This window comes from Clostridium saccharobutylicum DSM 13864, from assembly GCF_000473995.1.
Classification (GTDB): Bacteria; Bacillota; Clostridia; order Clostridiales; family Clostridiaceae; genus Clostridium; species Clostridium saccharobutylicum.
Map to the genome: position 1 here is coordinate 3,761,426 of NC_022571.1, position 24,203 is coordinate 3,785,628.

30 protein-coding genes and 3 pseudogenes are annotated in these 24,203 nt (G+C 29.1%); 8 read left to right on the forward strand and 25 right to left on the reverse strand.

Annotated elements, in window-relative coordinates:
- Positions 1-176 precede the first annotated feature (176 nt).
- Both CLSA_RS16375 and CLSA_RS16380 read left to right on the forward strand, forming a co-directional pair.
- Positions 177-1,397 (forward strand): multidrug efflux MFS transporter, encoded by a 1,221-nt coding sequence (locus tag CLSA_RS16375; RefSeq protein ID WP_022747513.1) that lies wholly within the window; start codon positions 177-179, stop codon positions 1,395-1,397.
- A gap of 496 nt (positions 1,398-1,893) precedes the next feature.
- Positions 1,894-2,487, forward strand: a complete 594-nt coding sequence (locus tag CLSA_RS16380) for a hydrolase (RefSeq protein WP_022747514.1) — start codon at positions 1,894-1,896, stop codon at positions 2,485-2,487.
- Between the two features lie 157 nt (positions 2,488-2,644).
- Here CLSA_RS16380 and CLSA_RS24385 read toward each other — a convergent pair whose 3' ends face one another.
- Both CLSA_RS24385 and CLSA_RS16385 read right to left on the reverse strand, forming a co-directional pair.
- Positions 2,645-2,776, reverse strand: coding sequence for a hypothetical protein (locus CLSA_RS24385; RefSeq protein WP_022747515.1), 132 nt, complete (start codon positions 2,774-2,776; stop codon positions 2,645-2,647).
- A gap of 62 nt (positions 2,777-2,838) precedes the next feature.
- Entirely contained in the window at positions 2,839-3,870 is a 1,032-nt protein-coding gene (locus CLSA_RS16385) for a leucine-rich repeat domain-containing protein (RefSeq protein WP_022747516.1), read from the reverse strand.
- Positions 3,871-4,132: 262 nt separating this feature from the next.
- Between CLSA_RS16385 and CLSA_RS16390 the strand changes: the two genes are divergently transcribed.
- The 4 genes from CLSA_RS16390 (at position 4,133) to CLSA_RS16405 (ending at position 7,072) form a co-directional block, all read left to right on the forward strand.
- Positions 4,133-4,351, forward strand: a complete 219-nt coding sequence (locus CLSA_RS16390; protein WP_140395260.1) for a hypothetical protein — start codon at positions 4,133-4,135, stop codon at positions 4,349-4,351.
- A 113-nt stretch (positions 4,352-4,464) separates the two neighbouring features.
- A complete protein-coding gene (locus tag CLSA_RS16395) occupies positions 4,465-5,088 on the forward strand; it encodes a TetR/AcrR family transcriptional regulator (RefSeq protein ID WP_022747518.1) in 624 nt (207 codons plus the stop codon).
- 35 nt (positions 5,089-5,123) lie between these two features.
- Entirely contained in the window at positions 5,124-5,942 is an 819-nt protein-coding gene (locus CLSA_RS16400; protein WP_022747519.1) for a nitroreductase family protein, read from the forward strand.
- A gap of 161 nt (positions 5,943-6,103) precedes the next feature.
- Positions 6,104-7,072 carry a beta-ketoacyl-ACP synthase III gene (locus CLSA_RS16405; RefSeq protein ID WP_022747520.1) on the forward strand — a complete coding sequence of 323 codons (969 nt, stop codon included), beginning with the start codon at positions 6,104-6,106 and terminating at the stop codon, positions 7,070-7,072.
- Positions 7,073-7,745: 673 nt separating this feature from the next.
- Here CLSA_RS16405 and CLSA_RS16410 read toward each other — a convergent pair.
- From CLSA_RS16410 to CLSA_RS16430, 7 genes and pseudogenes are all read right to left on the reverse strand, one after another.
- Positions 7,746-8,615, reverse strand: coding sequence for an alpha/beta hydrolase (locus tag CLSA_RS16410; RefSeq protein ID WP_022747522.1), 870 nt, complete (start codon positions 8,613-8,615; stop codon positions 7,746-7,748).
- Positions 8,616-8,752: 137 nt separating this feature from the next.
- Positions 8,753-9,394 carry a DUF2238 domain-containing protein gene (locus CLSA_RS16415; RefSeq protein ID WP_022747523.1) on the reverse strand — a complete coding sequence of 214 codons (642 nt, stop codon included), beginning with the start codon at positions 9,392-9,394 and terminating at the stop codon, positions 8,753-8,755.
- Between the two features lie 165 nt (positions 9,395-9,559).
- Entirely contained in the window at positions 9,560-10,510 is a 951-nt protein-coding gene (locus CLSA_RS24095) for a putative cell wall binding repeat protein (protein ID WP_022747524.1), read from the reverse strand.
- Between the two features lie 160 nt (positions 10,511-10,670).
- Complete coding sequence (locus tag CLSA_RS16425) at positions 10,671-11,108, reverse strand: hypothetical protein (RefSeq protein WP_022747525.1); 438 nt, start codon at positions 11,106-11,108, stop codon at positions 10,671-10,673.
- A gap of 139 nt (positions 11,109-11,247) precedes the next feature.
- Positions 11,248-11,346: pseudogene (locus CLSA_RS24485) on the reverse strand (DUF1847 domain-containing protein); the annotation flags it as partial.
- 109 nt (positions 11,347-11,455) lie between these two features.
- Positions 11,456-11,632: a hypothetical protein gene (locus CLSA_RS23515; RefSeq protein ID WP_169729030.1), complete on the reverse strand. Its 177-nt coding sequence runs from the start codon at positions 11,630-11,632 to the stop codon at positions 11,456-11,458.
- 279 nt (positions 11,633-11,911) lie between these two features.
- The gene (locus tag CLSA_RS16430) at positions 11,912-12,613 is read right to left on the reverse strand and encodes an SDR family NAD(P)-dependent oxidoreductase (protein ID WP_022747526.1); all 702 of its coding nucleotides are present in this window, start codon (positions 12,611-12,613) and stop codon (positions 11,912-11,914) included.
- A gap of 448 nt (positions 12,614-13,061) precedes the next feature.
- On the opposite strand from CLSA_RS16430, the gene CLSA_RS16435 reads away from it, so the two are divergent.
- Together CLSA_RS16435 and CLSA_RS16440 are read left to right on the forward strand one after the other, a co-directional pair.
- Positions 13,062-13,475: an SRPBCC family protein gene (locus tag CLSA_RS16435; protein WP_022747527.1), complete on the forward strand. Its 414-nt coding sequence runs from the start codon at positions 13,062-13,064 to the stop codon at positions 13,473-13,475.
- Positions 13,465-13,920: a MarR family winged helix-turn-helix transcriptional regulator gene (locus CLSA_RS16440; protein ID WP_236903262.1), complete on the forward strand. Its 456-nt coding sequence runs from the start codon at positions 13,465-13,467 to the stop codon at positions 13,918-13,920. The genes CLSA_RS16435 and CLSA_RS16440 overlap by 11 nt, the downstream gene beginning before the upstream one ends.
- A 30-nt stretch (positions 13,921-13,950) precedes the next feature.
- Here the strand turns inward: CLSA_RS16440 and CLSA_RS16445 are convergent, their stop codons facing one another.
- The 16 genes and pseudogenes from CLSA_RS16445 to CLSA_RS16505 all read right to left on the reverse strand — a co-directional run bounded on the left by CLSA_RS16445 (position 13,951) and on the right by CLSA_RS16505 (position 23,663).
- The gene (locus CLSA_RS16445; RefSeq protein WP_022747529.1) at positions 13,951-14,610 is read right to left on the reverse strand and encodes an HAD family hydrolase; all 660 of its coding nucleotides are present in this window, start codon (positions 14,608-14,610) and stop codon (positions 13,951-13,953) included.
- A 388-nt stretch (positions 14,611-14,998) separates the two neighbouring features.
- Positions 14,999-15,793 carry an Rpn family recombination-promoting nuclease/putative transposase gene (locus tag CLSA_RS16450; RefSeq protein WP_022747530.1) on the reverse strand — a complete coding sequence of 265 codons (795 nt, stop codon included), beginning with the start codon at positions 15,791-15,793 and terminating at the stop codon, positions 14,999-15,001.
- Positions 15,794-16,070: 277 nt separating this feature from the next.
- On the reverse strand, positions 16,071-17,102 hold the full coding sequence (locus CLSA_RS16455; protein ID WP_022747531.1) for a helix-turn-helix domain-containing protein: 1,032 nt from the start codon (positions 17,100-17,102) through the stop codon (positions 16,071-16,073).
- Positions 17,103-17,366: 264 nt separating this feature from the next.
- Positions 17,367-17,472: pseudogene (locus CLSA_RS24100) on the reverse strand (helix-turn-helix transcriptional regulator); the annotation flags it as partial.
- Positions 17,473-17,481: 9 nt separating this feature from the next.
- The gene (locus CLSA_RS16460) at positions 17,482-17,688 is read right to left on the reverse strand and encodes a hypothetical protein (protein WP_052334813.1); all 207 of its coding nucleotides are present in this window, start codon (positions 17,686-17,688) and stop codon (positions 17,482-17,484) included.
- 87 nt (positions 17,689-17,775) lie between these two features.
- Entirely contained in the window at positions 17,776-18,405 is a 630-nt protein-coding gene (locus CLSA_RS16465; RefSeq protein WP_022747534.1) for an HD domain-containing protein, read from the reverse strand.
- 125 nt (positions 18,406-18,530) lie between these two features.
- On the reverse strand, positions 18,531-19,277 hold the full coding sequence (locus CLSA_RS16470; RefSeq protein WP_022747535.1) for an EFR1 family ferrodoxin: 747 nt from the start codon (positions 19,275-19,277) through the stop codon (positions 18,531-18,533).
- Between the two features lie 104 nt (positions 19,278-19,381).
- Positions 19,382-19,453: pseudogene (locus CLSA_RS24105) on the reverse strand (flavodoxin family protein); the annotation flags it as partial.
- A gap of 72 nt (positions 19,454-19,525) precedes the next feature.
- Positions 19,526-19,708 (reverse strand): hypothetical protein, encoded by a 183-nt coding sequence (locus CLSA_RS16475; RefSeq protein WP_022747536.1) that lies wholly within the window; start codon positions 19,706-19,708, stop codon positions 19,526-19,528.
- A 138-nt stretch (positions 19,709-19,846) separates the two neighbouring features.
- Positions 19,847-20,389 carry a GNAT family N-acetyltransferase gene (locus tag CLSA_RS16480; RefSeq protein WP_022747537.1) on the reverse strand — a complete coding sequence of 181 codons (543 nt, stop codon included), beginning with the start codon at positions 20,387-20,389 and terminating at the stop codon, positions 19,847-19,849.
- A gap of 29 nt (positions 20,390-20,418) precedes the next feature.
- The gene (locus tag CLSA_RS16485; protein WP_022747538.1) at positions 20,419-20,883 is read right to left on the reverse strand and encodes a hypothetical protein; all 465 of its coding nucleotides are present in this window, start codon (positions 20,881-20,883) and stop codon (positions 20,419-20,421) included.
- 23 nt (positions 20,884-20,906) lie between these two features.
- Positions 20,907-21,044 carry a hypothetical protein gene (locus CLSA_RS23190; RefSeq protein WP_022747539.1) on the reverse strand — a complete coding sequence of 46 codons (138 nt, stop codon included), beginning with the start codon at positions 21,042-21,044 and terminating at the stop codon, positions 20,907-20,909.
- 17 nt (positions 21,045-21,061) lie between these two features.
- A complete protein-coding gene (locus CLSA_RS16490; RefSeq protein WP_022747540.1) occupies positions 21,062-21,418 on the reverse strand; it encodes a RidA family protein in 357 nt (118 codons plus the stop codon).
- 43 nt (positions 21,419-21,461) lie between these two features.
- Positions 21,462-21,953, reverse strand: coding sequence for a GNAT family N-acetyltransferase (locus tag CLSA_RS16495; protein ID WP_472298015.1), 492 nt, complete (start codon positions 21,951-21,953; stop codon positions 21,462-21,464).
- Between the two features lie 125 nt (positions 21,954-22,078).
- Positions 22,079-22,588 carry a hypothetical protein gene (locus CLSA_RS16500; RefSeq protein ID WP_022747542.1) on the reverse strand — a complete coding sequence of 170 codons (510 nt, stop codon included), beginning with the start codon at positions 22,586-22,588 and terminating at the stop codon, positions 22,079-22,081.
- A 268-nt stretch (positions 22,589-22,856) separates the two neighbouring features.
- Complete coding sequence (locus tag CLSA_RS16505) at positions 22,857-23,663, reverse strand: Rpn family recombination-promoting nuclease/putative transposase (RefSeq protein WP_022747543.1); 807 nt, start codon at positions 23,661-23,663, stop codon at positions 22,857-22,859.
- Positions 23,664-24,203 lie beyond the last annotated feature (540 nt).

Sequence of the window (24,203 nt, forward strand, 5' to 3'; positions counted from 1 at the left end):
TAAAAAAGTTTAAAAGTCCAGAGTACGATGTTGATTTTACTTAATTATATATTTACATCATTGTGGACTATTAAAGGAGCTTAATAATCAAAATATTATGCACAATAAACTAGCATGTTAATTTGTCACTTTGCGATATACCTTAATTGACTTATCAGAAAAGAAAGGACTATATTATGAAATTGTGGAAAAGAAATTTAATAGCGTGTTGGTTTGGCATGTTTGTAACAGGTGTCGGCATGAGCCAGATTGCTCCAGTATTACCCCTTTTTATACAGCATCTTGGAGTTGAAAACACAGATTTGATTTCAAAATTTTCTGGAATTGCTTTTGGTATTACTTTTATCAGTTTAGCTATTTTTTCACCCATTTGGGGACAAGCTGCTGATAAAGTTGGACGAAAACCAATGCTATTAAGAGCAAGTCTTGGTATGACAATAATTATAGGCTGCATGGGTTTTGCACCAAATGTCTATGTATTAATAATACTTAGATTATTGCAAGGTACTGTTGGTGGTTATAGTACAGCCTGCACTACATTGATTGCAACTCAAGCAGACAAAGAACATGCAGGATATGCTTTAGGAACACTTTCGACAGCAAACATTGCAGGTTCTTTGCTTGGACCAACTATTGGTGGTTTTTTAGATGAAACATTTGGTTTGCAAAGTGTATTTTTCATAACAGGAACGATGATGTTTATTGCATTTATTACAACCTGTCTATTTGTAAAGGAATCTTTCACTCGTGAAGATAAAGAAGTACTTAGTATGAAAGATATATGGAATACTATTCCTCAAAAAAATTTAACAATCACACTTTTTGTAACTTTTTTCATATTAAATTTAGCATTGTATTCAGTAGAACCAATTATAACAGTATATGTTACTCAGCTTTCCGTCAATGCAGCTCACATTTCATTACTTGCTGGAATAACATTCTCAGCTTCAGGACTGGCAAATATAATTGCTGCTCCAAGACTTGGAAAATTATCTGATAAAATAGGAGCACACAAAATTATATTTGTATGTCTTGTATTGGCAGCAATAACTTTTATACCGCAAGCTTTTGTTAAAAACACTTGGCAACTAATGGTACTTCGCTTTTTATTAGGATTAACTGCTGGCGGACTTACTCCATCTGTTAATATTTTAATAAAGAAAATTACACCATATAACCTTACAGGCAGAATTTTTGGAGTTAATATGTCTGCTGCATATTTGGGAACTTTTTCAGGTTCAATCATAGGTGGACAAATAGCAGGATGTTTTGGAATAAGATATGTATTTTTTGTTACTAGTGCATTATTATTTCTAAATGCAATTTGGGTTTATTTCAAAGTTTATAAAAAACTTAATTTAGACAATTGCAATCATGTCGGACATTTAGCAAAATAAGCAACTTGTGATCTTACGTTATGTAGTAACTTACCGAAATAAGGGGAATTCTTTTGCTCGGTTGCTATATAATATAACTGTGAATTTCTAACATCATAGGTTGTTCAATTCCTGCATGCTCCTCAAACAAGTTGATGACATGCAGGAATTGAACAACCTATGATGAAGAAATGCTACAGCTATATTATAAACGCAACACTACGCAAAAGAATTTCCCTTATTTCTAATGTACACTATATTTCAAAGCATTAGTATAGTTAACTATAAAGTCACTGAAAAACAAATAGGACATTATGATTAAATAAAATTTAACAGCCAATATCATTATAAAACACAATCCAAAAACAACAAGTCCATTTGCCTGTGAAAAATATACATGACAACTTTGTACCTGTAATTTAACTTAAAACCCAAAGTAAAGTAATGTAAGACAAAACATGGTAAATGAGATACAATAATAAAAAATAGCTAATTTATTGGAATGGGAGAAAAGAAAATGGAAGATTCAAAATTAATAAATGAAACTGAATTTATCAATGTAAAAAAAACAGCACTTGTAGTTATAGATCTACAAAATGGAATTGTAAATAGTGAACGTGCTCCTCATAGTGGCGCTCAAGTTGTTGAAAATTCGTGCAAGTTAATTGATACATTTACTGATAAAGGAGGTTTTGTAGTTCTTGTTAGAGTTTCCTCTTTAGATGGAAAAGATATGGTTCATCCAAGTGTTGATTTACAAAGTAATACCATGCATTTTTCAAAAGGCTGGGACAACTATGTACCTGAATTAGAAAAATTCACAAATGCTTACACTATAACCAAAAGACAATGGGGAGCTTTCTACGGTACTGACCTTGATTTACAATTAAGACGTAGGGGAATTGATACTATCATACTATGCGGTATTTCCACTGGAATTGGTGTAGATACTACAGCAAGAGAAGCTTATCAACATGGTTATAATCAAATTTTTGTTGAAGATGCAATGACTGCTGCTACTAAACAAGAACATAGTTATGTTTGTGACCACATTTTCCCTAGAATAGGTAAAATCAGAATAACTGAAGAAGTAATTTCATCTTTAAAATAAAGTTAGGTGGTAATCAACGGAAAGCAAGTTCATTCTTTTGCTCGATTGCTATAGGATATTTCTATGGATTTCTAACAATAAAATTTGTTCCATTGCTGCATGCTCCCAGACAAACTGGTGACAAGCAAAAATGGAACAAATTTTACTTAAGAAATACCTATACAAATATTCTAAATGCAATGCTACGCAAAAGAGTCAACTTACTTTCTAGTCTTTCTTCTAGTTCATAAAGCTTTTTCTTTACCTTATATTTTTTATCTCTTGTCATACAGCAAACATCGTTGCCCATTCGTTAAGAAATACTTAAATGAAGTATTATAAATATAAATGCATCTATTTAATTACTGTTTGCTATTTAACATTTAATATAATTCTACTTGTAGGTATACCCTGTTTAATTAATTGTTGTTTTATATTTTCACCATCAATATAAAACAGTGCATTATTGCAACCATAAAATGCTTGACGTCCTATACTCTTCACACTATCTGGAATTATTATACTAGTCAAATTGTGGCAACCAGAGAATACAGTGTCATCTATACTTGTTACACTATTTGGAATTGTTATGCTTGTTAACTTTGTACAACGAAAAAATGCAGACTGTCCTATGGTTGTCACACTATTTGGAATTATTACATTTGTTAAGTTCGGACATGCATAAAATGTCCACTTATCTATTATCTTTACACCATTTGGTATAGATATACTTGTTAAATTACTACAAGCTGAAAATTCACTTACTCCCATTTTGGTTAGACTATCCGGCATTTTTATGCTTGTTAAACTAGAGCATCCATCAAATACATTATCCCCCATTTCTACTACACTATTTGGAAGTGTTATACTTGTTAAACTCTTACAATTTGAAAATGCGTATTTATTTATAATTTCTACACTGTCTGGAATTGTTATGCTTTTTAAATTCCTACAGTTTCTAAATGCATAACCTCCTATACACTTTATCTTAATACCATTAATTTCTCTTGGTATAATTACTAAAGCATCCTTTCGGCTAAATTTTGCTATTGTACCAGTCGATTTATCAATATCAAATCCCTCAGCTTTTACACATTCTGCTCCTACTCCATTACCATTTAAATACCAACCATCAACATCTATATCCTTAGCCATAGTTCCATTGTCATTTAAGTAATACCAATTGCCTCCATCCTGTATCCATCCTGTTTTCATATATCCATCCTCATCAAAATAGTACATATCTGCATCAATATGTCTCCATCCGGTAACCCATGAATTACCTTCTGAATACCAACGACCAGTAGAATCATCTTCCCATTTTGCACTTGCACCTATTGGATTTAATGCTATTATTGATACTGCTACTAATAAACTTGCAATTAAATTTCTTAATCTCTTCACTTTATTTACCCCTTATATTACTTTTTTACATAATTATACCGTATATTTCATAATTCTTATTAAAACTTTATAACAATCTTAAATTGTGATGTGGAAATTTACGAAACAAATAATAAAGTATTATGAGAATTGCCATAAGAAAGTAATAGCAACAATTGAAAAAGAAGACGTTAAATATACAATAGTCAGATTGTTATACAATCTGATGTGATTAGATGTTCAGAATGTAAAGAAGATTTAAATGATAAATGAGCTATTTGAAATGAATTCTAAATTAGCAAAAGATAAATACATAGAACAATTTAGTATTCTCAGTATTCAGGATATTAAAGATATTCTTAATAAATATGATATTGGGGCAACTATCTTATCTTTTAAAAAGAATTCATTATCAGCATCATATTCTAGTATAACTTCAAACAATGATATTGAATCTTGTTTATATGCCGCAATAACTGCTACACTGTTTACTTATTTTTAATTATATTAGTTGTTGAAAATTTATCTATTCCTATAATAATATTTACAAATAATCTATTTTGTACTAATATAAAACTGAATTATAAATTCAGTTTTGAGGTGATTAAAAGTAAAATGGTTCAAGTAAAAAAGGATGAAGTCAGGCAGTCAATTGAAAAATCTGCTATAGATACATTTTTAGAAAAGGGATATCTAAATACAAAAATAAAGGATATTGCTGAAAAAGCCAATGTATCCGTTGGCAGCATTTATACTTATTTTAAAAACAAAGAAGATTTATTTTATACTCTTTTACCACAATATTTTGTAGATGCTTTTAAAAATTATAATTATAATGTATTTCCAACCCTAACAAGAGCTTTTTTTAATAATGAACAGAATTTAGAAGACTATCTTCCCAATCATAGAAATGTAGATCGGTTAATAGCAAATCGCAAGAGATTGTTAATTTTATTGAAATGTAGCCAAGGTACAAAATATGGAAACTTAAAGGAAGAACTTTTAGAAAATATAATACAAAGTGAGAAAGATTATCTTAAGGAATATGGTTTAGAAGATAAATGTAAAACAACTCAAAATTATAAAGTAGTAAAAATGGTATTTAATAATATGTTTAATATGCTGCTGGATTCTTTAGACGGTGACATGACACCGGAAGAACGAAGGAATGTAGTAAGATTTGCATTTAAATATAATTTAGATGGATTTAAAAGATTGCTTATAGAATACATTAAATAAAAAACTATAATGCTCATAGAGAGGATGAATAAATTATGATGATTGTTGATAAAGAAAAATGTATTGGCTGTGGACTTTGTGTTAAGGATTGTTTTCCAGGAATAATTAAAGTAGTTGATAATAAAGCAAAGATTAGAAATTTAGCATGTATAAAATGTGGACACTGTATTGCTGTTTGTCCTAAAGGTGCAATCACCACAGATGAATACAAAATGGAAGATGTTAAAACTTATAATGAAGCTGAATTTAATATTGAAGCAGATACATTACTTAATTTTATAAAGTTTAGAAGATCAACAAGACAATTTAAAAATAAGGATGTAGAAACAGAAAAGATACTTAAAATTATTGAATCTGGAAGATTTACACAAACTGCAACTAATAGTCAAAATGTTTCATATATAGTTGTAAAAGACAATATGGAAAAATTAAAAGAACTGATTTATGAAAGCCTTAAAAACAAAGGTGAAGAAATACTTACAAATTTAAATCCACAGACAATGCCTTATAAGCGGTATGCTCAATTATGGTTGAAGATGTATAAAGCATATAAAGAAAATGCTAAAAATGATAAATTGTTTTTTAATGCTCCTGCATTAATACTTGTTGTATCCGAGTCACCAATAAATGCTTCTCTAGCATCATCAAATATGGAACTTATAGTTAATGCTTTAGGCCTTGGAACATTTTTTAGTGGTTTTTTTGCCATTGCAGCACAAGAAAATGAGGAAATCAGAAGTTTTCTTGGGGTTGAAGAAAAGAAAGAAATTGTTACTTGCATGGTTATAGGATATCCTGATGTGAAATATTTTAGAACTGTTCCAAGGAAAGAACCATTAATCTCATGGAAATAAAAATATTGAATAGTAAAAAGAAATGCTAGTCTATAAAAATACACAAATCAGAAGGTAAGTCATGATTGATTTAGGTATAATAAATTCGAGAGATGGAGCATTAAATTCTAATAGACTTAAAATTATTATATTAAATATTTGCATAAGTAAGGAAGTGTAATATGGGAATACAAATTATTTCAACAGGTAGTTGTTTACCAGAATTAGTGGTGACAAATGATGATTTATCAAAGTTTTTAGATACTAACGATGAGTGGATCAGCACTCGTACTGGAATTAAGCAGAGGCATATTGCTACAAATGAAACAACTACAACTTTAGGTGCAAAAGCGGCTAAAATTGCACTTGAAAATAGCGGCTTATCAAGTGACGACATTAATTTAGTTATATGTGCTACTTGCACACCAGATGCATGTGCACCAACTGTAGCAGCAAATATAAAAAAAGAATTAGGTATAGAAAGTGCACCTGCATTTGATATGAATACTAATTGTTCAAGTTTTGTATATGCAGTTACCGTTGCAGAAAGCTTAATGAAAAACTGCAATTATAAAAATGCAATTGTAGTTGGTGTTGATGTAAACAGCCAGATTTTAGATTGGGAAGATAGGGCTACTGCTGTGCTTTTTGGAGATGGAGCAGGAGCTGTAGTATTATCAAATACTCAAAACAGAGGAATTCTTGCTTCTTATTTAAATTGTGTTACAGATTCTGATAATTCTCTTGTTTGTAATAATAAAATAGAGCCAACTCCATTCTTTAAAGCAAATGATGAAAGAAATACAAAAGTAACAATGACTGGTAAAAGTGTAATGAGATTTGGAACAAGAGCATTTATAAAAGCGGTAAATGCAGTATTGGAAAAGGCGGGAATTTCAGTAGATGATATTAAACTGCTAGTTCCACATCAAGCAAATTTAAGAATCATAAAAGCAGCCGCTAACAAAATGAATATAGATGAAAATAAGATATATGTTAATATAGATAAAGTGTCCAATACACAGGCTGGAACTATACCAATTGCATTACACGAAGCCTTAAATAATAATATACTAAATAGAGGAGATATTGTTTTATTTGTAGCATTTGGTGCAGGACTTTCATCTGGTGCAGTACTACTTGAGTGGTAATTAAAGAGCTTATATTAATTAAAACTGCATAAGAAAAATTATGAAAAATATCGAAGGCGATTGTTTGCTTGCTGTTGGAGATGAGGAATTAATAAAAATGGAATAGAGATCAGTACCTCCTTCAAAAGTTGAATTATTCCATTCATTATTTTCAAAATTATAGATATCCAAATCAAGACTTAGACTTATGTAGTAGCTAACCGAAATAGAGGTGATGCATTTGTTTCGGTTACTGAAAACTTTGAGGTAACACTACACAAATGCATCACCCCTATTTCTACTTTTGGATATATATTCAAAGCATAAGTGTGATTTATAAATTGGATATCTATATATATTTTGTATAATTTTCTATAGTTATTTTCTAGATTTGTATTATTTGTAATATAATCTTTAATAATTCTAAATCTATTCGAGTTTCCATGGCAATATTGTTCTATTTACTGCTTGTCACAAAAGTGAGAATCGAAATTTTATATTTCGTTATTCGAACTTTCTCTGTAAGCTTTTATATTGGGATCATGTAGAAATGGGACAACCTTACATTTGGGATCTTTCAGCGAAATTTTCCTAGTCCTATGGAACAAACATGTGTCTATTTTCGGCTGGAATTCACATAAACTCTATTCCCATTGCGGAACCCTATATTTCTTAACTGAAATTACTATAAAATTTAACTTAACAAATATTTTCTCAATCCACAAGCTATCATTTTATAAGATTCTTTACTTTCTAGTAAATCAGGCATAGAAATTGTAAAACCATGTCTTACTCCATAAAAACGTTTAGCAATTGTTTCTACTCCTGATTTAATTAACTTTTGTGCATAATCTTCTGCTTCATCTCTAAGAGAATCTATTTCACAAGTTATGACTATTGCTGGTGGTAAATTTTTAAGTTCTTCATTACTTGCAAACACTGGTGAACAATATGGATTTTTAGCATCATCTTCAAATCTATAACATTTATCAAACATTGTAGCTATTTCAGGCGGAATTGCACCTTCTGTATAGAATTTCTCTGTTGCTGGTGTAACTAAATCAAGTGGCGGATAATCAAGAATTTGACACTTAAAAGGCATTTCATTTTTTTCTTTTGCCATCATACATACTACTGTTGCAATATTAGCTCCAGCACTGTGTCCTCCAATTGCCATGTTGTTAGGATCAATTTTAAATTCATCACTGTGAGACCATATATAACTTACAACATCATAAACATCTTCAATTCCCTTAGGCCATTTAAATTCAGGAGCAAGTCTATAATCAATTGAAATAACAGTTATATCTAAATCAGTACTTAAATCATTGCAAAATTTATCATCATCTTCTGGTAATCCTGCTACAAAACCTCCACCATGAATATCAATAAATATAGGTGAAAGTTGCTTGTTGTTTTTTGCTTCGTAAATTAAAGCACGAGTTTTTCCTTCTCTCGTTGGAATAAAAATTTCTTTTCCAATAATATTAGATTTTTGTGCTCGAATTCTATTTTCTTTTCTCATATTATCTACAATCGTCAAAACTTTTTTATCATTATCCATTAACTTTTCTCCTTATCTAAAATCATATAATAAAATTTTTGTTACGTCTTACATAGCAAAGAACTTTTGCAAAGCGTTTATTCTAGATTTTATAATTATAAAACTAATCAAGTTTCTCACAGGATAAATACTCATTATCAAAAATTGTATTTGTTTCTTGTGGAATAGTTATTTAATTGATTAAGTTTTTTATCATGGTAAGTGCTTAATAAACTTAAGGAAGTAATAGAACCTATAAGCGCCATTAGCATGTCCCATTGTGTATCCCAAATATCTCCCTGTGTTCCTAAAAAGGCTTCTGCACTATCACCAGTAAGTTTTGCAACTCCAAATTCAATCAGCTCATAAGAAGCACTAATTGCAAGACATATACAAATTACTATAAAGGATAAGTACTTCTTTTTATTTATAACTTCATTTCTTATAAGAATTTCTCTTGCTATGATTGCAGGAATAAACCCTTGTGCAAAATGACCTAATCTATCATAGTAATTTCTACTTAAATCAAAAGTATCTCTAATCCAATTAAAAACAGGCATTTCAGCATAAGTATAATGTCCTCCAATAATTAAAATTGTCGCATGTATAAAAATTAGTAAATATACAAAATTCGAAAATTTGTATTTAGGATATACATATATCAATACTGCTACCCCTATTAGTGCAGGTAAAACTTCTAAAAACCATGTAAATAAGTCTTTGGGATTAATCACTGACCACATCAACAAACCAATTAAAGCAATTAATAATAGTAAGTGGAATTTCTTATTATTTGTCATGTTTCCCTCCATTACTGTTGAAGTATAAAAATCATATCCTTATTGCTTACGATAGCTTACCATCAAATATAACATATTGGATAAATACGGCATTATGCAATTTTCAAAGCACATTTATATACTTTACTGCGTGCAATAAGAACATAACGTATTAATTACTTAAAGTTAATCTAAATACCCATATCCTATTATTTTATAGCTATCTATTCCAACAAGCACACATATCTCATTTGGTATGAATTTAACGTTCATTGGAAAACTAATACTATATACTTCTTTTCCAACATAAGACTTATCACTAATATTCCCCATGCTTTCTTGTAAAGTCATTTTAGTAATTGTACCATCTTTCCAAGTTCCTTTTATACTTTTTTTCTCTTTTGAAGTTAGTTGATTATATGCGATTTCTCTAACATCTTGTTCATTACTACTTTTTGGCTCTCCCACAAATGTTTCTCCCAAAATAGCCTTTAAATCAGAAAGTATTGTTTTATTTTCACCACAATACTGAACTATTATTTTTCCATTTTTATAAAAATGAGGCGCATAAGTCCAGTCAAGACATACTACTTCTTCCCCATTTGCCAAGGTCTTTTCATATGAACCATTATTATTAATAAGATTTGTTGCATCTTTCTCCATTTCTTCGTTGCCATTATATACATATACTGTTATGCTTTCATCATCAATAGTAATTAATTTTCTTGTAGTTGGTAAAAAATCTTCTTCTACATCTTTCACTGTTAAATTATTAAACTTTGTTTTAAGAATACTAACTAATTCGTCAATGGTAAAAGTGCTATTATTAATAGTTATGTTTTTTTTATCATCCCCTAAGCTTGATGATTTATTTTGCGTATCTTGAATCCATGAACCATCAGAACCTATACTATACCCATCAATGATTGTATCATGTACCATATATCCACCAGAATTAAAATAATACCACTTTCCATCAATCTCTTTCCAACCCACTGACCATAAACTTCCTTCTGAGTTCCACCAACCATTAGAATCTTCTTTCCACTCTGCACTTGCTCCTATTGGATTTAATGCCAAGACTGAAGCTGCTACTAATGAACTAGCTATTACTTTTATTAATTTTAATCTTTTCATTTTTATTTACCCCAATTCCTTTTTTATTTCTACGTCATTATTTGCTATTATGTAAGCAATATTCCTGTTTCTCCTTGCCACTACTACATGAGTTAATTTCTTTTAACATTTAATTTTTAAATGTACTTGTTTAAATTATTTACAAATAAAAAATTATATTTTATTCCTTACTAATAACATTTAAATAGTTAAATATAATGTATGGGAAAAATAGTGCGGATACTCCAGTATAAACTCCTTTGACATTGCCAATTGTTATACCTATTATCACAAATAATATCCATGCGATATAATATATACTGCCAATTATCATGTTCACTCTGTCACTTGTTCTAAATCCAGGTATTTGTTTTAGTAAACTTTTTAATATTAATTTTATAGATAGAGATTTTGACACTTGTAACAATTCAACATCTTCTTTTGAATTAAATTTAAATTTATAATATAAGAAGATAACTACAGGTATAATCATACAATATGCAGAAAAAACTATTTTTCTATAGTCCTTTATATATAGATTGTAAGAAATTTTACATATAAAACTTATTAAACACACTATAAAAACTTTATCTACTGAATTTAATTTTTTTATCTTCATGACATTTTCCTTCTCTACAATCTTTTTAAGTATATTTTCACGCCTTAATTTAATCTTGTAAATATATACTTTGTTATATATCTTTTTAAATGTAGTATTATTCAATTTTCAACTAACTTTCTATAATATAAACTTAACATTATTTCTTTTCAGAAAATAGCTTGTCTTTATAATAAGATTCTGCCTGATATATCACGCCTAATGGATTATGTGCTAAAACCCTATCTTTTACTGAAAAAAAAAACAGTTATTGGAGCTTTTGAATATAAATATATTGTATAAAAATATTGCAAATTTATTTCTAAACAATGCAGTACTTTATTAATATATTTATCTTGCATAGATTCTTATTTTTTGTTTTCATCCAATTGCTCTAAAATATCATCTAATTTTTTATCAATTTGTTTAGTTCTGTTTATATGCTTTTTTAATTCTTTTATTCCCTTAAATATTCCCATTAATATTGCAATTATTACTGCAATATTAATAAAGGTAGAAATTAAAGTCGCGTACCTAACTTCCATCGATTTTCTCCTTCAATCGTATAATCTTTATACTTTTCTTTTATTTTAGGCACATTCAAAAAAATAACAGGTCCATCTGCCAAGCCTATTTTTCATCATGGGAAGCTCGACTCGCATACGCTCACTGAGTAAGCGAGTCACACCAAATCATAGATTTGGGTTCTCTGCTCACGTTAGCGGATTCCTCTAATAGCCCGCTATAAGACAAATCCACTTCCTTGACACATAAAAAATAATCATGACATTTTGGACTTATTATTTTCTTTCATATGCCTTAAACTATCTTGGAAATGCACCATTATTTATATCAATGCAAGTTCCATTAATATATTCTGGAGAGTCTGTTGCTAACCAGTATATTGTTTTTGCAACTTCTTCTGCTCTTGCAAATCTATCTAAATATACACTGCTTTTTATATCTTTTTTTCTTTGTTCTGGAATTACATTCATCATTTCTGTTTCCACAGGTCCTGGTGCTACTGCATTTATTATAATTCCTTTTGAACCTAATAATTTGGCAAAACTTTTAGTTGCATTAATTATTCCTGCTTTTGATACTCCATACCATATGTCTGGATGTCCAATTTGTCCTGCAATTGATGCTGTATTTACAATTCTTCCACTACCAGCTTCAACCATTGATTTTGATACTTCCTTTATAAATTCTATAGGAGCATACAGATTTATATCCATTATCTTGTTCATCTTTTCTACTGGATAATTATCATAAGGAATAGAATTCATTATTCCTGCATTATTAACTAATATATCTACACATCCAATTTTGTTTACCAAATCAGCTATTCCTTTTATATTAGACACATCATACTCTATCTTATCTACATCATCATTATTATTAAATTCAAAATTCTTATAATCTCTTGCTACTACAATAACCTTGTAATTATTCTCTAGAAATAAACGTGTGCACTCTAATCCAATACCTTTATTTCCACCTGTTATCAATACTCTCTTTTTCATTATTCACACTTCTTTCATGATGTTTTATTTAATTTACGATCATATAAAAATATAGATTTTTAGGATAATTATAACATATTATCCAAATACCCTACTATTAATTTTAAAATATCATTATATTTTTTATTACTACAAATCTTTTTAATCACATGAAAATAAATAACAAATCTTAATCTGCTCTGAAGATTTTTTATCAGGCAAGAAGGCAAATTGCCCTAACAGGAAGTCTATTAGGGTAATTTGCCGACGTAGTATGATGAAAAATAAGATAGCAAATGGACTTGTTATTTTTTTGAATGTGCCTTATATTAATTGTTTTGCATAATTATATAGTTAAAATTTATAGTAAATTTTGCATTAATACTTGACAAATAATTGAAAATAAATTATAAATATATTTATTATAAGTACATTTATAATAAATATATTTATTAAAGGAGAATGCAAAATGGAATTAACATTTAAATTAGAAGTAAATGCCCCTAAAGAAGTTATTTGGCCTTATTATACTGATCTAAAAAAAAGACACATTTGGGAAGAGGACTTAGAAAACATTACATTTAATGGAGAATTAAAAACTGGAACTACTGGAACAATGAAACTAGAAGGAATGCCTGAAATGTCTTTTACTCTTACTAATATCGTTCCTAATGCTTCTTATTGGGACAGGACTGATGTTCCTGGAATGGGAAGTATATATTTTAGACATGATATTTTACAAGAAGATGGTAGAACTTATATTAAGCATACTGTAATATTAGATAAAGAAAAACCATCAGAAGATGACTTAAACTTTCTTTGTGGTGTATTCTCTGATGTTCCTAAATCTGTTATGATAATTAAAAAGGAGGTTGAAAGATAAATTGGACTTTCCATCAACTAAATTTAAAGATAATGCAGAATCGTCAACTGGACTTCTTTTTATCCGTGTATACAACAAGTGGCATTCGATTATCACTCAAGAACTGCGTAAATTAGGGATTACTCACCCTCAATTTGTGGTACTTACAACATTAAATTTTCTTAGCCAATCAGATGATAATGTTACACAGGTAAGTATTTCGAAAATGGCTGATATGGATGTTATGTCTGTATCGCAGATTATTAAGGGATTAGAAAAAAAGGAATTCATAAAGCGAACTAGCAACCCAAAAGACAGTAGAGCAAATTCAGTTATACTATTAGCTAAAGGGCAAGAAATGGTAAAAACAGCCCTTCCTGTTGTAGAAAAAATAGATGATGAATTTTTTGGAGTTTTACAAGAAAATGAAAGAATTTTCCGTGACTATCTCAATCAATTAGATTAAACTACGCACCTACTTTAGTAGGTGCGTAGTTTAATCTAACTGTAAGTCTAATACTTCGTCAAGAGTATGTACCTCTTGATATGGTTCGTGGAGCTTATTACCTTTTTTATAGTTACGATTTACCCATATTTTACGCCATCCCAATTTTGAACAAGGAACAATATCCCACCAATACCCCTTAGCAATGTGGCAATGTTCTTTTTCTTTTAGCTTTAATTTTTCTTCAACATATTTAAAAAATTCGAGATTAGGCTTATATGCACATATATCCTCTGCAAGAAAAACATAATCAAATACATTACCCAATGCGTCTAAGTGATAATCCATAATATCATGTACTGAATTTGACATAAGAGCAAGTCTGTATCCCTTTTTATGTATTATTTTAAGTGTTTCCACCACTTCTTTGAAAGGTTTTAATGTTTTATGCACTGAAATAATTTCATCATAAGACTTACTAAAAACATCACTGTTTAATTCCATATCACAATATTCCAGAACTTGTTTTATCAACTTATCATAAGGAATATATGATTCGCCATACATAAGCCTATCTTCATAGCTTACATAAATATTTAATGCATCTTTCGAATCTAATTCATTCTTTTTTGCAATATCAGCTATTGCATCATAAATTGGTTTTGTATCGATCAATGTTCCATAACAATCAAAAGTCAATATTTTATCCATTTATTTCTCCTTTTAACTCTATAGATTTACTTTGCAAATTTTAATTTACTGTTCCCTATCATCTTGCCTTTTTGAATTCATATATGTAAGGACAAGTGCAAGGCCAGTTGAAAAAGCAACCCAAGGAAACGCAGCATTAAAAAAATCTTCCACTTAATTCACCTCATTTCTAATACTCTCATATCGATTACTATTTATATTACTCAACTTTAAATTGGGAATTTGGCTTATTAGTTAACTATAACATATTTTGTAAAACACTTCACTTTTACTTTTTTAAATCTATGGATTGTAATCAAAAAAATTACTGATGAAAATTTCTTCATCAGTAATTTTTTAATTATTAATTTTAGATATACTATTCCTTACATTCTCAAATACTATAATACTATTCCAATATCTTTTTTACTTGATTTTCCGATATATTACACTCTTTTGCTATTTGACTTATACTATAGCCTCCATTTAACAGCTTAAATACTTTTTTGGTTAAAAGAATTCCTTCTTCTCTTCCTTCTTCAATTTTTTCTCTATCTCTTTCTAATAAAGTCATAAACTCCACCTCCATCGAAATATCATTTTTAACTTCTTGTACCTTTTTATGTATACTTTTAATAAGATTTCCTTTAGAATGGTTCACTGTATTATCTGTTGAATCTTCTACATATTCAAGGAACTCTAATAATTCTTGACTTAAATCTTTCATAATTCCTTTTGTACTTAATATTATTTTTTGCACTTCATCATTTAACATTATACTATTATCTTCTACACATACATTTTGAAAAGTATATTTATGGCGTCCTTTGTTAAACAAATCAAATGTGCATATAAATATTATATAACTTTTCGCAAGTTTCCTATAATCTTCACCTTTGCTTATTAAATCTAAATCAATACTACCTTGATAATATCTTAGTCTTTTAGGCAAATTTTTATGTTTCCCACGTTGCATCTCTACATTATAAATTGTGTTATTCTCATCTTTGACATAAACATCAAGTCTAATACCTTTGCTTTCAAGCAGTAAGTCTATAGTTTTCTGCTCTTCAACCATTTCTACTTTTTCTATTTCAATTTCTAAAATCTTTTCTAATAATTCTTTGCAAATTTCTTTATCACTCATAACCTTTGCAAATAGAAAATCATCTTCAAGGTTTAATTCTTTTAAAGTTTTATTCATTTATTAACCTTACCTTATTTTAATCTTTTGTTTTGATTATTAACAATATTATAGCTAATTAAACATTGAATTTCAATGTACTCAAATTATATGTTCAGCTATCATTACATTACGATTTTCTTTAATAAATCCTGCATTATTATTCACTTGATTTCTCCCTAAATCTAAAGGAACTTATGCTCTTTTTCTAATCTACAAATTGAAATTTATCGTTTGCTATGTAAATCAAATTATTAATAATTTTTACTATAGCAATTATTTTACTATTTCCTTAATGTTATTCGAGCAAAAACTTTATCCTAAAATCATTTTTGACAAAATCAATATCATTTCTTTTTTTTAATACCCTTTTTACTAAACTTTCATATTTATCTTTGCTCCAACTATTAGTCACATTAAATTTCTTATGCTTATATAATTTTGACTTCATAGGATCATCCATGCTACTTGCTTCATTTACCATATTTATAATCATTTCTATAGCTTTTTCTTTGTCCTGTTTTTCTATTGCTAAAGATAACTCTAATTGATATTTATGGTATGCTCCCAAATCAAATACTTCAATAACCTTTTTAGCACGCTCTATGTATTCTTCTGCCTCACTAAATTTCTTTTCTTTATATAGCTGATTTATTATTAAAGATAAAACAGTAATTGTTTCATGACCATTTTCCCGTAATTTGGTTTCATAAATACCATAAGCCTCATGAATTTTCCCTCTACTTTCAAGCAGTATTGCCTGTTGAATTTTTTTATCCACAGTTACTTCTGGGATTTTATCTAATACTTCTTGAGCTTTTTCATACTCTTTTTTATTCCTATAAATTGCTGATAAATCTAATTTTGCCATAGAAGCTGTCTTTTCTTTGCCGCTTGCTGCTACAAGTTCAAGCCAAGCAATAATTTTTCTTTCATATTTATCTTTGTCCTCAATTTCAGGTGCCAATAAATGTATTCTTAATACTGTTGATATCATAAATGTTAACTCATCACAACTTGGATATTGTTTAATTAAATCACTGGCCTTTTCAAAAGCCTTTTGGAATCCCTCTTTTGATGCCATTTCACCTACCTCTTTTGTAAGCTTTTTTACTTCTATATCTGTTAATTCCTCATTAAATGCTAATAAAGTATTAACATCAATTTTTAGAACACGTGCAAGAGGTGGCAACAGAGTTATATCTGGATATGATATTCCGTTTTCCCACTTATTTACTGCTGGTGCACTTATATTTAAATAGTTGGCAACTTGCTCTTGTGTAAGATTTTCATTTTTTCTATAATACCTGATAACTTCACTTATTTTCATAAAATTAACGCCTCCATTTATTGATGTGCTTAATTAACTAACTTAAAACCTCGTTAATTGAATGATACCAAAGGTACTAGCCTTAAACAATTGAACAATCTTCATCTTTTATCCATAAAAATTAATCATCAGTTAATTTATAGTGTAATTTAAAATTTATAATACTATATATTTATTTGCTAATAGATATAATCCAACTACTCCTTTAGCATCATAAGATAAATTCAGTGAAATTAAAACTCTAACATAGGATTCATATGCTTATTATTCATTATCTGTAAATTCGAACAACTCTTCCACAGTGGCGTAAAACACTTTTGCAATATCCATAGCAAGCTTTAAAGAGGGGTTAATACTTTCCATTTTCCACAATGCCATTCTATATCCCCTTTACATCCATAATATAAAAGATTACAGTTCTAAGTATCGATACTACAACCAGCATCCACACCAGTGCATATCCTATCATAATGTGGTTTAAAAATTCTAATGCTCCTGCAAATGCAATAATAATCATTGCTATCATCTTAACATTTATACATATTGTATTAGCCCGATCTAAATTCTGCTTTACCAATTCATCCACAGCTTCCTGCTTATATTTCTTAATTCTAAAGTATTGTATAAGTACAAAGATAATTGTAAATATGGCTAATGTATACTGAATATTTATCTATTTTACTGGTGGTTTCCATAATGGTACATCTACAAATGTAGTTTCTTTTATATTTGGAAGAATATCATATATAGAACAATTCATTTGCTCTTCAAAATACTCTTTCATTTCAAATGTTGCATTCCAACGTTCAACCGTAAATGAAAATATTCCATAGCGCCTTGTTGTATTAACAAATCGTTTTTCTAACATACAAAAACCTTGAGCGTCTGCAAGTGAATCACAAACAATCAACAGTTTATCATAGTCATCATAGACTGCATCATTAATATATTTTCTAACAAATTGGCTTTCTTCATAATTCATATCATTTTTGCCTATTTCTTTGTCAAAGTCAGAAACTGGGAATGAATGTGTCAAACAAATTCTACCAACTTCATCCCAGCCTTTTTCCAGCATGAATTTATATCCATCAATACCATGTCGTCTTGCACTTATGCCGTATCTTCTACCTATATCATGAAGAAGTCCTAATACATACGCTTTGTCTGGGTTAATATTACTACATTTTTCAGCAATCATTTGGGCCGCTAATCCTACATTGATAGAATGCTGTGTCCATGGTCCTTGGTTTAATTGTCCTGCTATCTCTAATTCCTTTTCAGCCATTTCTCTATTTGGAAACATATTACCATCCTTCCTAAATAATTCAAATTCTAACTTGCCGTCCTATCCCTTAGCTAGTTAAATCTCTGTTGAGTTGCCCTATAAATTATAAATGGTATTATAAAAATCAGTGCAAATCATATTTTTTACATTGGACATCGATAACGGACCTTTCCAATACTGTTTTTTCCATACTCAATAGCTTCCGTTGGACATTTAGAGATACATGCCATGCAGTGAGTACATTTCTTGCCCCAGACAGGTTTGTTTTCTTTTAGATGAATATTGTTAAGGGGACATTCTTTCACACATATGCCACATCCTATACATTTATCATCTGCTGTAAACTTATCTGATTTTACAATAAACGGATAAAACACTGTATTTACAACAGAACTGTGCAAACAATCAACAATGTTACTTTGTACATCAGGAAGCATCTTTTCCTCCCGAATCCTTCCTGCAATCTTATTAATTATGGGATTTGCATTCTCAATAATCTGCCTTGCAACCGATTCCTCAGGTGCATCAAACATGGCAATATAATTCTCTGGCATCACAATACTAGCTGCCCCCATATATCGAAAGCCTTTTCTTTTACAGAGTTGTTTTATATATTTCTTTGCATTTCCAATACTGTCACCACAATTCATAACAAAATAGGCATTCAAATCGCCTGTGAATTTGGTTTTAGCAATCCAGTCTTCTACTATTCTTGGAATTCTCCATGCATAGGTTGGCACGACAAAAACTAATCTGACGGCTGCATTTATTTCTGATACATCATTCTCCTTAATTCTTTCATTCATTGAAATAAGCCTATCTCCGCTGAGCTCTGCCATTCGCTTAGCAATATAGTAACTATTTCCTGTTCCTGTAAAATATAAAATCATTAAAATCCACCTATCTTTACCTTTTATTCTTCGTCGCTTCTGTTATAAGTAAAATCATATAGATTAATCATTTCTGTTTCTGCTCCATTTAATGCTGCTCCCTAAAGAGCTTTATTTAACAAAATTCCTGTGTTCCTATCTTTTCCTGGACTTCCATTAATGGTAATTATCTTCATGTTTAAAACCCCATTTCCTATTTTATAAAATTTATTTTATAAATAGTGTAATGGTTGTAGTATGGAACAATGTCAAGAATTATTTATTAAAGATTTAAAAAAATCACATTCACCTAAATGTTTATTTTCCTTTACTTTATTCAATAATTCTATCAATTCATATAATTCTTTAGCTTGATTTACAATTCCAGTTATCTTATTATCTATATACTCTACTAACTTATCTTGATTGACACATTTATCATTACTAATCATCTTAATCAAATCAGATATTTCTCTTATGCTAAATCTTTTCTAGTATATTTGTCCAAACTTCTTTTCCTTATTTATTAATCCAAAACTTAAAAGTTTATTTTAGTAAAACAATTTAAAATTTACTAGTTTGTATTATGCTCATAATCTGTTGCACCATTGTTCTTTTGTAATACAAGTTATATGTTCTGTTCTGATATCATTCATTAGATACCATTTCATGTTTTTTTCTGTATGATGATATTGAAAACCGCATTTTTCTTGAACACGCAAAGACTTTTCATTACCCTCAAAATATCCACACCAAATAATTTTAAGTCCAAGTTCTTCAAATCCATGTCGTATAAGTTCGTTAACTGCTTCTGGAATTAGACCTTGCCCCCAATAAGGAACACCAATCCAATAACCGATTTCACCTTCATCATTTCCTAAAGCCATGTTGCTTTTTTTGCCGATCATAAGTCCTATACTACCAATTGGTAAATTATCATCTTTTAATACAACTGCATAAGTTTCATCCTCAGAAAGTACATCTCTAATAATCTGACGACTATTCTCAACATCAGTATGAACAGGCCAACCTGCAATAGGTCCTACATTAGGATCTTTTGCATATTTATATAACTGCTGTGCATCCTCTTCTTTCCATGGACGTAAAATTAGCCTATCAGTTTTAAATATCATTTTTCATCACATCCTTACTTACTAAAATATCAATAATCTACTCTACAAATTACTCCTTGTCGCTCTGACATATATTTTTTAATTTCTTTAGCAGTCAATTTTCTCACTTCTGTATTTGGATACTCTTTATATTTTTCAACTATGAAAACAGGAGCCATCTTCTCACAAATTTTATTTTTATTCTTTCTCAAAAACAATTCTAAATCTTCTATGCAAACAAAAATTTTATAAAATACTCTTCCTTTGCTACTACTAATTTCATAAATACCACATGATTTTTTCATCGTATAATTAGCAGTTCTTAAATACAATTTTGCAATTTCCAATGATTTAAAAGGAAAATTCCATCTTTGTAATCCTCGTTTTTCATCATGCTCTATGCAGATATAACGTCCGCAAGTCCCGCAAATGTATTGTGTATGTTTCTGTAAGCAAACAAATGGATTAAGTAATGGGGTTATTCTATTTTTGTTACTATAACATTCTTCACACATATTTCTACAGTCCCCACTTTAAATTACAATTTATAATACTTAACCTTAAGATAACCCATCATCTTTTCAGGATTTTCTAAGAACTTTCTTGTTATCATATAATTATCTGTCTTTATTCCATTATCATAGATAACAAATATATCTGCATCTGGATATACCATTAATAATTAAAATTTATTTAATTCTCTCTGAAAGCTATTGCATCAACCTGAAATTCAATTCCATCTCTAATGAACTTTGTTTCATATGCCTTTCTTGCTGGATATTCTCCTTCAAATCTTTCCTTAATTATTTCTCCTAAAAGCGATAAATCCTTAATATCTCTAAATAAGCAATCCATTTGCACTACAGATTTCAATGTCAAGCCTATCTTTTCAAGTCTTTCACTCAAAACATCAAATGCACCATTTATTTGGCTTTCGATTGATTGTCCCTCACCCTTCATGCAATAGCTGATATAAACATAATCCCCTGCCTCAACAATTGCGGAGTGTGCCCATTCTTTGTCTATTTCTGTTCTTATAATTTCTCTCATTCTACATTCTCCTTGTATTTTATTTTCGTTACAAATTTATAATTTATATAATAGTTCTATTCATATTTTTTTCAAATCTAAAGAAATAATCACCTTCATCAGCTGGCATTCCGCCTACAGTCTCTGGCATATTTGGATCTCGGTGAGATGGGTTATAAAACTCAACAATGTGAAAACCACATTTATTGACATAGAAATGAATGTTCCTCTTTTCAAAATACGGTGTACATGTTTCCCATACCTTTGTTTCAGGGTGTAAATTTTCTATTGCCTTCCAAAGTTCCTCTCCAACGCCAGTTCCTTGACAACCAACTTTAACAAAAAGAAAATCCAAATGATTATGATATGTTTCGTTATCAATATTTAGGATTGTTCCACCGAAAATCTCACCGTTAACAATTGCCTGATACGCTTCAGCACCATTGGCATTGAGTGAATCATCTATGTCCTTTTCTGGTAAAATTAATTCATCGGATGATCCGCATTCTGTTTCGTATCCATATTGAAATGCCTCTTGCATGTCTCGTTTAAACATTGCAATGTTTTCTGCTTTAAGTGGGACCAATGTAAGTTTCATATTCATCACCTCATAAATTATAATACTTAACCTTAAGTTGGAATTGATTATTTTTTGATTACAAAAATATTTTTAACGAGCAATTATTCATACGGCTCGTCTATAACCCAAGGAATTTCACAAAATAATTGAAGTTGAAAATACGATTCATAATCAGTAAGGTTTCTTAAACTTGCATGCAATTCTTTTGTAAAATAAAACTCTACCTCATCAGTTAATGTACTTGTCTTAAATATCTTCTTTCCATTTTCTGAAACTTTTTCAGCATTATCAGGTTTTTCTAATATATTACCACTAATTAAATAATTCACATCATATAGAAATATATTATCAGCAACTTTATCTAGCTTATAAGCACATATTGGTGTTTCTGGAGCAATAAACAAACCCTCTAAAAAATCTATAAAAACTTTAGGTAAATGCCTTATTCCATAATAATAATTTCTACAATCTGAACAACATTCACGTAAACCATCTCTATATAACTGTGAATAATAATTTTTAGTTTTTTCCTTATCAATTTCTATTTTCCAACTTTCAAAAATAATACTTTTCAATTTATCACCTTCAACAAATAATTTACAAGAACCCATATATTATAAGGTTCCATATTAATATCAAGAAATATCAGTAATTTCTTAATTGATAAGCTTAAAGTTATACTCTTCTACAAATTGGAATTTAGCTTATTAGCTAACTATAACATATTTTGTAAAACATTTCACTTTCCCTTCTTCAACTCTATGATTGTAATAAAAAAAATTACTGATGAAAATTTCTCCATCAGTAATTTTTTAATACAAAACTTTTTAATTATTAATTTTAGATGTACTATTTCTTACCGCCTCAAATACTATAATACTATTCCAATATCTTTTTCACTTGATTTTCCGATATATTACACTCTTTCGCTATTTGACTTATGCTATAGCCCCCATTTACCAGCTTAAATACTTTTTTTGTTAAAAGAATTCCTTCTTCTCTTCCTTCCTCTCTGCCTTCTTCAATTTTTTCTCTATCTCTTTCTAATAAAGTCATAAACTCCACCTCCATTGAAATATCATTTTTAACTTCTTGTACCTTTTTATGTATACTTTTAATAAGATTTCCTTTACAATGGTTGACTGTATTATCTGTTGAATCTTCTACATATTCAAGGAACTCTAATAATTCTTGACTTAAATCTTTCATAATTCCTTTTGTATTTAATATTATTTTTTGTGCTTCATCATTTAACATTATACTATTATCTTCTACACATACATTTTGAAAAGTATATTTATGGCGTCCTTTGTTAAACAAATCAAATGTGCATATAAATATTATATAACTTTTCACGAGCTTTTTATAATCTTCACCTTTGCTTATTAAATCTAAATCAATGCTACCTTGATAATATCTTAGTCTTTTAGGCAAATTTTTATGTCTACCACGTTGCATCTCTACATTATAAATTGTGTTATTCTCATCTTTAACATAAACATCAAGTCTAATCCCTTTACTTTCAAGCAATAAGTCTATAGTTTTCTGCTCTTCAACCATTTCTACTTTTTCTATTTCAATTTCTAAAATCTTTTCTAATAATTCTTTGCAAATTTCCTTATCACTCATAACCTTTGCAAATAGAAAATCATCTTCAAGGTTTAATTCTTTTAAAGTTTTATTCATTTATTAACCTTACCTTATTTTAATCTTTTGTTTGGATTATTAACAATATTATAGCTAATTAAACATTGAATTTCAATGTACTCAAATTATATATTCAGCTATTATTACATTACGATTTTCTTTAATAAATCCTGCATTATTATTCACTTGATTTCTCACTAAATCTAAAGGAACTTATGATCTTTTTCTAATCTACAACTTGGAATTTATCACTTTAATTCAAAAAGTGCATTTTCATATTTTTGAATGTAATATTTAATATTATTCCTACCATTCTGAATAACTATATATCACTTCGATTCCGTTTTCCTTCTGTGCTCTTACACAACATCAGTGTACCTTGGATTCAATTCGCTGTTTGCTTTTAATGTTGTAACTTCTTTGGTAATTTACCCATGTTACAATAGATAAAAAATTAGAACCTACTTTTCTTTTACATAAACACTAAAATATCACCTCTTATTGAACTACTGTATATAGAATGGTGGTGTTAGAGGTCACTGAATAAAATAATTATTCAGCGCCTACTTAAATTTAGTT

Bases quoted from the DNA above. Each gene is read 5' to 3' on its own strand.
- CLSA_RS16375 (WP_022747513.1), top strand. From the start codon at position 177: ATGAAATTGTGGAAAAGAAATTTAATAGCGTGTTGGTTTGGCATGTTT.
- CLSA_RS16380 (WP_022747514.1), top strand. From the start codon at position 1,894: ATGGAAGATTCAAAATTAATAAATGAAACTGAATTTATCAATGTAAAA.
- CLSA_RS24385 (WP_022747515.1), bottom strand. From the start codon at position 2,776: ATGGGCAACGATGTTTGCTGTATGACAAGAGATAAAAAATATAAGGTA.
- CLSA_RS16390 (WP_140395260.1), top strand. From the start codon at position 4,133: ATGAATTCTAAATTAGCAAAAGATAAATACATAGAACAATTTAGTATT.
- CLSA_RS16395 (WP_022747518.1), top strand. From the start codon at position 4,465: ATGGTTCAAGTAAAAAAGGATGAAGTCAGGCAGTCAATTGAAAAATCT.
- CLSA_RS16400 (WP_022747519.1), top strand. From the start codon at position 5,124: ATGATGATTGTTGATAAAGAAAAATGTATTGGCTGTGGACTTTGTGTT.
- CLSA_RS16405 (WP_022747520.1), top strand. From the start codon at position 6,104: ATGGGAATACAAATTATTTCAACAGGTAGTTGTTTACCAGAATTAGTG.
- CLSA_RS16410 (WP_022747522.1), bottom strand. From the start codon at position 8,615: ATGGATAATGATAAAAAAGTTTTGACGATTGTAGATAATATGAGAAAA.
- CLSA_RS16415 (WP_022747523.1), bottom strand. From the start codon at position 9,394: ATGACAAATAATAAGAAATTCCACTTACTATTATTAATTGCTTTAATT.
- CLSA_RS24095 (WP_022747524.1), bottom strand. From the start codon at position 10,510: ATGAAAAGATTAAAATTAATAAAAGTAATAGCTAGTTCATTAGTAGCA.
- CLSA_RS16425 (WP_022747525.1), bottom strand. From the start codon at position 11,108: ATGAAGATAAAAAAATTAAATTCAGTAGATAAAGTTTTTATAGTGTGT.
- CLSA_RS23515 (WP_169729030.1), bottom strand. From the start codon at position 11,632: ATGGAAGTTAGGTACGCGACTTTAATTTCTACCTTTATTAATATTGCA.
- CLSA_RS16430 (WP_022747526.1), bottom strand. From the start codon at position 12,613: ATGAAAAAGAGAGTATTGATAACAGGTGGAAATAAAGGTATTGGATTA.
- CLSA_RS16435 (WP_022747527.1), top strand. From the start codon at position 13,062: ATGGAATTAACATTTAAATTAGAAGTAAATGCCCCTAAAGAAGTTATT.
- CLSA_RS16445 (WP_022747529.1), bottom strand. From the start codon at position 14,610: ATGGATAAAATATTGACTTTTGATTGTTATGGAACATTGATCGATACA.
- CLSA_RS16450 (WP_022747530.1), bottom strand. From the start codon at position 15,793: ATGAATAAAACTTTAAAAGAATTAAACCTTGAAGATGATTTTCTATTT.
- CLSA_RS16455 (WP_022747531.1), bottom strand. From the start codon at position 17,102: ATGAAAATAAGTGAAGTTATCAGGTATTATAGAAAAAATGAAAATCTT.
- CLSA_RS16465 (WP_022747534.1), bottom strand. From the start codon at position 18,405: ATGTTTCCAAATAGAGAAATGGCTGAAAAGGAATTAGAGATAGCAGGA.
- CLSA_RS16470 (WP_022747535.1), bottom strand. From the start codon at position 19,277: ATGATTTTATATTTTACAGGAACAGGAAATAGTTACTATATTGCTAAG.
- CLSA_RS16475 (WP_022747536.1), bottom strand. From the start codon at position 19,708: ATGATTAGTAATGATAAATGTGTCAATCAAGATAAGTTAGTAGAGTAT.
- CLSA_RS16480 (WP_022747537.1), bottom strand. From the start codon at position 20,389: ATGATATTTAAAACTGATAGGCTAATTTTACGTCCATGGAAAGAAGAG.
- CLSA_RS16485 (WP_022747538.1), bottom strand. From the start codon at position 20,883: ATGTGTGAAGAATGTTATAGTAACAAAAATAGAATAACCCCATTACTT.
- CLSA_RS23190 (WP_022747539.1), bottom strand. From the start codon at position 21,044: ATGGTATATCCAGATGCAGATATATTTGTTATCTATGATAATGGAATA.
- CLSA_RS16490 (WP_022747540.1), bottom strand. From the start codon at position 21,418: ATGAGAGAAATTATAAGAACAGAAATAGACAAAGAATGGGCACACTCC.
- CLSA_RS16495 (WP_472298015.1), bottom strand. From the start codon at position 21,953: ATGTTTAAACGAGACATGCAAGAGGCATTTCAATATGGATACGAAACA.
- CLSA_RS16500 (WP_022747542.1), bottom strand. From the start codon at position 22,588: ATGGGTTCTTGTAAATTATTTGTTGAAGGTGATAAATTGAAAAGTATT.
- CLSA_RS16505 (WP_022747543.1), bottom strand. From the start codon at position 23,663: ATGAATAAAACTTTAAAAGAATTAAACCTTGAAGATGATTTTCTATTT.